Origin of the sequence: Intrasporangium chromatireducens Q5-1, assembly GCF_000576575.1 — a bacterium.
Taxonomy (GTDB): domain Bacteria; phylum Actinomycetota; class Actinomycetes; order Actinomycetales; family Dermatophilaceae; genus Intrasporangium_A; species Intrasporangium_A chromatireducens.
The window spans coordinates 1-5668 of the sequence record NZ_AWQS01000238.1; the positions used below are offsets into that span (position 1 = coordinate 1).

At 72.1% G+C, this 5668-nt stretch carries 6 protein-coding genes and 1 rRNA gene; all 7 read right to left on the reverse strand.

Annotated features, from left to right (window positions below):
- Window positions 1-83: 83 nt before the first annotated feature.
- On the reverse strand, window positions 84-1850 hold the full coding sequence (recN, locus tag N864_RS18525; RefSeq protein ID WP_034720587.1) for a DNA repair protein RecN: 1767 nt from the start codon (window positions 1848-1850) through the stop codon (window positions 84-86).
- Window positions 1851-1873: 23 nt separating this feature from the next.
- Complete coding sequence (locus N864_RS18530) at window positions 1874-2800, reverse strand: NAD kinase (protein WP_034720574.1); 927 nt, start codon at window positions 2798-2800, stop codon at window positions 1874-1876.
- Entirely contained in the window at window positions 2797-3627 is an 831-nt protein-coding gene (locus N864_RS18535) for a TlyA family RNA methyltransferase (RefSeq protein ID WP_034720576.1), read from the reverse strand. The genes N864_RS18530 and N864_RS18535 overlap by 4 nt, the downstream gene beginning before the upstream one ends.
- Window positions 3624-3860, reverse strand: coding sequence for a hypothetical protein (locus N864_RS18540; protein ID WP_034720579.1), 237 nt, complete (start codon window positions 3858-3860; stop codon window positions 3624-3626). Before N864_RS18540 ends, N864_RS18535 begins: the two co-directional genes overlap by 4 nt.
- Entirely contained in the window at window positions 3853-4662 is an 810-nt protein-coding gene (locus N864_RS18545) for a tetratricopeptide repeat protein (protein ID WP_240474398.1), read from the reverse strand. Before N864_RS18545 ends, N864_RS18540 begins: the two co-directional genes overlap by 8 nt.
- Entirely contained in the window at window positions 4659-5345 is a 687-nt protein-coding gene (locus N864_RS25165) for a hypothetical protein (RefSeq protein WP_162164548.1), read from the reverse strand. The genes N864_RS18545 and N864_RS25165 overlap by 4 nt, the downstream gene beginning before the upstream one ends.
- 165 nt (window positions 5346-5510) lie before the next feature.
- A 5S ribosomal RNA gene (gene rrf, locus N864_RS18555) occupies window positions 5511-5627 on the reverse strand.
- Window positions 5628-5668 lie beyond the last annotated feature (41 nt).

Consider the following 5668-nt stretch of genomic DNA (forward strand, 5'->3'; position numbering starts at 1 on the left):
TGCGATCGCGAACCGTCGACTGAGCGCAAACACCGGAGTTTGCGCTCACGTGGAGGAGGTTGGGCGGTCGCGTCGCCAGACCATCAGCCCGCCCGGGCGGCCTCCGCGTTGGCCACCCGCATGGCAGTGGTCTGCTGGAGCAGGTCGCGGGCGTGGGCGAGGCCTGCGTCGGAGTCCGAGTCGCCTCCCATCATGCGGGAGAGCTCAGCGAGCCGGTCCTCGTCCTCGACGGCAACGACGCTGCTCGACGTGATGACGCCGTCGTCCGCCTTCCGAACCACCAGGTGCCGGTCGGCGAAGGCAGCGACCTGGGCCAGGTGGGTCACGACGATCACCTGGGCCTGGTCCGCAAGACGTGCAAGGCGCGCGCCCACGTCGAGGGCGGCGCGTCCGCCGACGCCCGCGTCGACCTCGTCGAAGACAAAGGTGGGCGGACCGCCGGAGCCCGCCCCAACCACCTCGAGCGCGAGCATCACCCGCGACAGCTCACCGCCGGATGCCGCCTTCGTGACGCTGCGCGGCGCGGCACCGGCATTGGCAGCAAGGAGGATGTCGACGTCGTCGATGCCGTGACGGGAGAGCCGGACCCGCTCACCCGACGGCAGCTCCGAGCCCTCGGCATCGATACGCCTCGCCACCTCGACGACGAGCTCGGCACGGCCCATCGCGAGGTGGCCCAGCTCCTCGCTGACCCGTGCGCCGAAGCGAGCCGCCGAATCCTGGCGCAGCCCGGACAGCTGCACGGACAGGTCGAGCAGCTCGGCCTCCAGCGCACCGACCTGCTCGGCAAGCAGGACGACGCGGTCATCGGCCGTCACCAGCTCGTCGAGTCGAGCCGCCGCCCCACGCGTCCAGTCGAGCACCTCGTCGATCGTCTCGCCGTACTTGCGGGTCAAGGCGGTCAGGGCCGCGCGGCGTTCCTGCACCTGCTGGAGCCGCTCCGGGTCGAGGTCGACGTCCGAGACGTAACCGGTGAGGTCGGCGGCCAGGTCGGTGGTGAGCGCGGCGAGCTCGCTGAGTCGCTCATCGAGCGAGCGCAGGCGCTCGTCGTGGTGCACACCCTGGCCCAGCGCAGACCGGGCAGCGGCGAGGAGGTCCGTCACGCTGGGAGCCGGCTCAGCGGCATACTCATCGTTGGTGAGGCAGCCCAGCGCCTGGCCAGCCGCCGAGCGGAGCGTCTCGGCATGGCTGAGGCGCTCGCTCTCGGCGCGCAGCGCCGCGTCCTCCCCGGGCTGGGGGTCGACCGCCTCGACCTCCTCGAGGGCAGCGGTCAGTGCGTCGATGTCGCGGGCCCGCTCGCGGGCTAGCGCGACGAGGCGGTCATGTTCCTGGGCAGCGGCGCGCCACCGGTCATGGACCTGTGCCACCCGGTCGCGCACCGCGAGGAGGTCCGGCCCCCCGAAGTCATCGAGGACCTCCCGGTGTGCGTCGCCTTGCTTGAGGCGCCATTGGTCGGCCTGGCCGTGAACTGCGACGAGGTGCTCCCCCAGCTCCGCGAGGACGCCGACGGGAGCAGTGCGACCGCCGATGTGGGCTCGCGATCGGCCCGCAGCCGAGATGGTCCGGGCAATCACGAGCTCGCCGTCGTCGTGCTCGGCGCCGGCCTCGGCCGCGCGGGCCAGCGCGGGGTGGTCGGCGGGGAGGTCGAGGACACCCTCGACGAAGGCGCTCTCGACGCCACTACGCACCAGGCCGTAGTCGGCGCGCTGGCCGAGCAGCAGGCCGAGCCCGGAGACGACCATGGTCTTGCCGGCGCCCGTCTCACCGGTGACGACGTTGAGGCCGGGGCTCAGATCGAGCACCGCCTCGTCGATCACCCCGATGCCTCGGATCCGGATCTGGCTGAACACGGTCACACCCTACGGGCAGGGTGTCATGAGTTGGGGCGTGCTCCACCGCCGTTGCCGCGCCAGCCCTCCACGGCCAGGTCGAACTTGGCGACGAGGCGGTCGGTGAAAGGGGCGTCGTTGAGCCTCGCCAGCCGAACGGGGCGCAGGCCGCGGCGGACCTCGATGCGGGCTCCGGGCGGCAGGTCGACATGCCGGCGCCCGTCGCACCACATGATGCCGGTGCCCTCGCTGGCCACCTTGATCTCGATCGCGACGAGACTGTCCGGCCCGAGGACCAGTGGTCGGGCGAACAGGGCATGCGCAGAGACGGGCACGAGCAGGATCGCCTCGACCTGCGGCCAGACCACCGGGCCGCCTGCGGAGAAGGCGTAGGCGGTCGAGCCGGTCGGGGTCGACATGATGACGCCGTCACAGCCCCAGCTGGAGAGCGGTCTGCGGTCGACCTCGACGAGGACCTCGAGCATCCGCTCTCGGGCGGCCTTCTCGACGCTGACCTCGTTGAGCGCCCAGCTGCTCGCGACGAGCTCTCCGTCGTGGCGCACGTCGACGTGCAACGTCATCCGCTCGTCCACGGTGTAGGCCCGCGCGGCGATGTGCTCGACGGTCGCGTCGAGGTCCTCGCGCTCGGCCTCGGCGAGGAAGCCGACGTGGCCGAGGTTGACGCCCAGCAGCGGCACGTCGAGGCGCCGGGCGAATTCCGCCCCGCGCAGGATCGTGCCGTCGCCACCGAGGACGACGACGAGGTCGCATCCCTCCGCGCCACCCTCCGTGACCGACTCCTGGCTGGGGACATGGACCCGAGCGGTCTCCTTGAGGTCGAGCGCCCTTGCCTCGTCGGCCTGCACGGACACCTCGATGCCCATGGCGGTCAGCCGCTCGACGACCGCCTTGGCGACGAAGAGAGCCTCAGAGCGCCGCGGATGGGTGACGAGCAGGATGCGCCGCGTCACGAGTGTGCCTCCAGGTCCATGCGCCCCAGCATGTCATCCGGACCGAGGCCCGTGGTCGCTGGTCGAGGCGTGAGCCAGAGGAGGAACTCCCGGTTGCCCTCGCTCCCCTGGATCGGACTCCGCGCCGCATCGACGACGACGAGACCAAGCGTTGTGGCGTGGTGGTGCACGTCGAGCAGCACCCGGCGGTGCTCGTGGGGCGAGGTGACGACCCCGCCGCGGCCGAGCCGGTCACGACCGACCTCGAACTGCGGCTTGACGAGGACGACGAGGTCGCCGTCGTCCGCGACGAGCCCGCCCATCGGCCCCAGCGTCAGGGTCAGAGAGATGAAGCTCAGGTCGGCGACGACGAGGTCGAAGGGATCGCCCAGGTCGCCGGGACGGACCTGCCGGATGTTGGTCCCGGGCAGATCAATGACTCGGGGATCACCGGCCAACTGCGCAACGAGCTGACCGTGGCCCACGTCGAGAGCCGTGACGCTGGCGGCCCCGTGCTCGAGCAGCACCTGGGTGAACCCTCCCGTGCTGGCCCCGACATCCAGACACCGTCGCCCTCGCGCGTCGATCCGTGCGGTGGTCGTGGCGACCCGGCTGCCGGCCGGCCCCCACAGCTCGAGGGCATGGAGGAGCTTGAGCGCCGCCCGTCCGACCCACCGGTCCGGCTCAACACTGAGCTCGATGCGGGCGTGCTCGTCGACAGCCGTGGCCGGCTTGGTCCGGACCGCGCCGTCGACCAGAACCGACCCACCGGTGATCAGCTCACGTGCCTGCGCCCGCGACCTGGCCAGGCCCCGGGTGACCAGCTGGGCGTCGAGGCGAGAGCTCACGCGCCGCCCAGGCCGCCCAGCCGCCCCTGCAAAAGCCGGTGCACCGACTCGCCCAGCTCGATGTGCCGGGCCAGCGGCTCGCCCTCGACGTCTGCCAGCGCCGACAGGGCCTCGTCGATGTCGTGGTCGCCGGTTTCGGGCACGTCCGGGTCTGGCCCGCCGGGCGTCTCGGTCGCGGGCTCTGCGTCGTGCGTGGGCACCGGGCCCGTCCCCATCGCCTCGTCCTCAGTCATCCGACGGTCCTCCCTCGACGGCCTGCTCCGCGCCACTGTCCCGGGCTGTGTCGCCGCTCGCCCGCATGGTCGGGGCAGCGCGGTCATCCGCACGGTTCGGGTAGTCCCGGTCTGTCTCGTCCATGTCGTCGGTCTCGTCGTCGCCCAGAAGGTCGACCAGCTCGATGCCGTCCAGCTCGTCCAGACGCTCCGCCGCGTCGGTCGTGAGCTCATGATCGGCGTCGGCCGCTCGGGCGAACCACTCTCTCGCTCCACGTTCGTCACCGTTGGCGAGCAGGGCATCGGCGTAGGCGTAGTAGAGGCGGAGGGCGGAGGGTCGGTGTGGGCTGACCCGTGTCGCCAGATCCGCCAGGCCCGCGGCTGCAGCGTCGAGCTGTCCCATGTCCCGACGGATGCCCGAGATGACGATGGCGAGCTCGACGCGCTCGTCGTAGGTCAGGCCCTGGGCTTCGTCGCTCTGGGCGAGCTCGAGGGCCTTGCGAGGCCGCCCGAGCCCGCGTTCACAGTCGACCATGAGCGGCAGCAGGTGGCTGGACCCGGAGAGTCGCCGGACCGTGCGGAACTCCGACAGGGCCCGCGCCCAATCGCCCATTCGGTAGGCGACCAGACCCAGCGCCTCACGCGCCGCCGGGACACGACCGGCGCGGCGCACCGCCGTCTCGGCATGCGCCAGGGCGCCCTCGAGGTCGGTGTCGAGCAGCTCGGCGACCATGACGAGGTGCTGGGCAACGCCTTCCGCGTTCTCCTTCGACAGGGTGCGCAGTTGGTTCTTCACCCCACGGTCGACCTCGTGGCCGGTCACGCCCTCCCGGATGGCCGGCTCCGGACGACGGGGCGCCTTCGGGGACAGCCGGGCGGCGCCGCGGCGAACCCGCTCGCTCTCGGTCGCCGACCCACGGCGGTCACGGCCGCCGTCGCGGTCACCGTGACCGCCTCGACGGTCGTCGCGGGGGCCACGCCGCTCATCGCGGGGGCCGCCACGACGGTCGTCACGAGGCCCGCGCCGCTCATCGCGCGGCCCGCCACGACGGTCCTCACGAGGCCCACGCCGGTCGTCCCGCGGTCCACCTCTCTCGCCGCTCGTTCCCCGACCCCACGTACCGTCACGCTCGCCGCGTCCGCCGGCACCGCCGGGCGCGCGCCGCTCGTCACCGGCACCTCGCCAGGTGCGGCCGCCGTCACGCTCGGGCCTGTCGCCGCCACGCGGAGCTCGCCTGTCGTCGCCACCCCGCCGCTCGTCAAAGGTGCCGCGACGGGCGTCGCCCGAAGAAGCTCGCTCGCCCCAGGCGCCGCGCCGGTCGTCGCCGGGGGCGCGTCGGCCCTGACGGTCATCGCGCGTGTCGCCGCGACCACCGCCTGCCGGCCGGCCACGGTCACGGGAACCGCTGCTGCGGTCATCGCGCCGGTCAGACCGCTCCCGCCGCGGGCCGCCACGCTCCGGACGGGAGCCCCGACCCGACGAACCGCGTCGGTCGTCCCGCCCACGACTCTGGTCGTGGGATCCCCGCTCGTCAGCACTCATGCTGTTCATCCTCCCGTCAAGGGGCTGCTGCCCGCTAGCGCCGCGCCCCATGAGACAGCGCGCACGCGAAAAAGGCACCCCAGACGAGGATCTTACGATCATCGCCCGGGGCGCCTTTGTGAATGTGTGTCCGGCTGCGTCCTACTCTCCCACACCGTCACCAGTGCAGTACCATCGGCGCTGAAGGGCTTAGCTTCCGGGTTCGGAATGGGACCGGGCGTTTCCCCTTCGCTATGACAGCCGTAACTTTGTCGACCTGTTCACTTGTTCACACTACGGGTGTGGG

What these genes read in the sequence shown, in the direction of transcription:
- N864_RS18540 (WP_034720579.1), bottom strand. Translation starts at nt 3,860, where the DNA reads ATGACTGAGGACGAGGCGATGGGGACGGGCCCGGTGCCCACGCACGAC.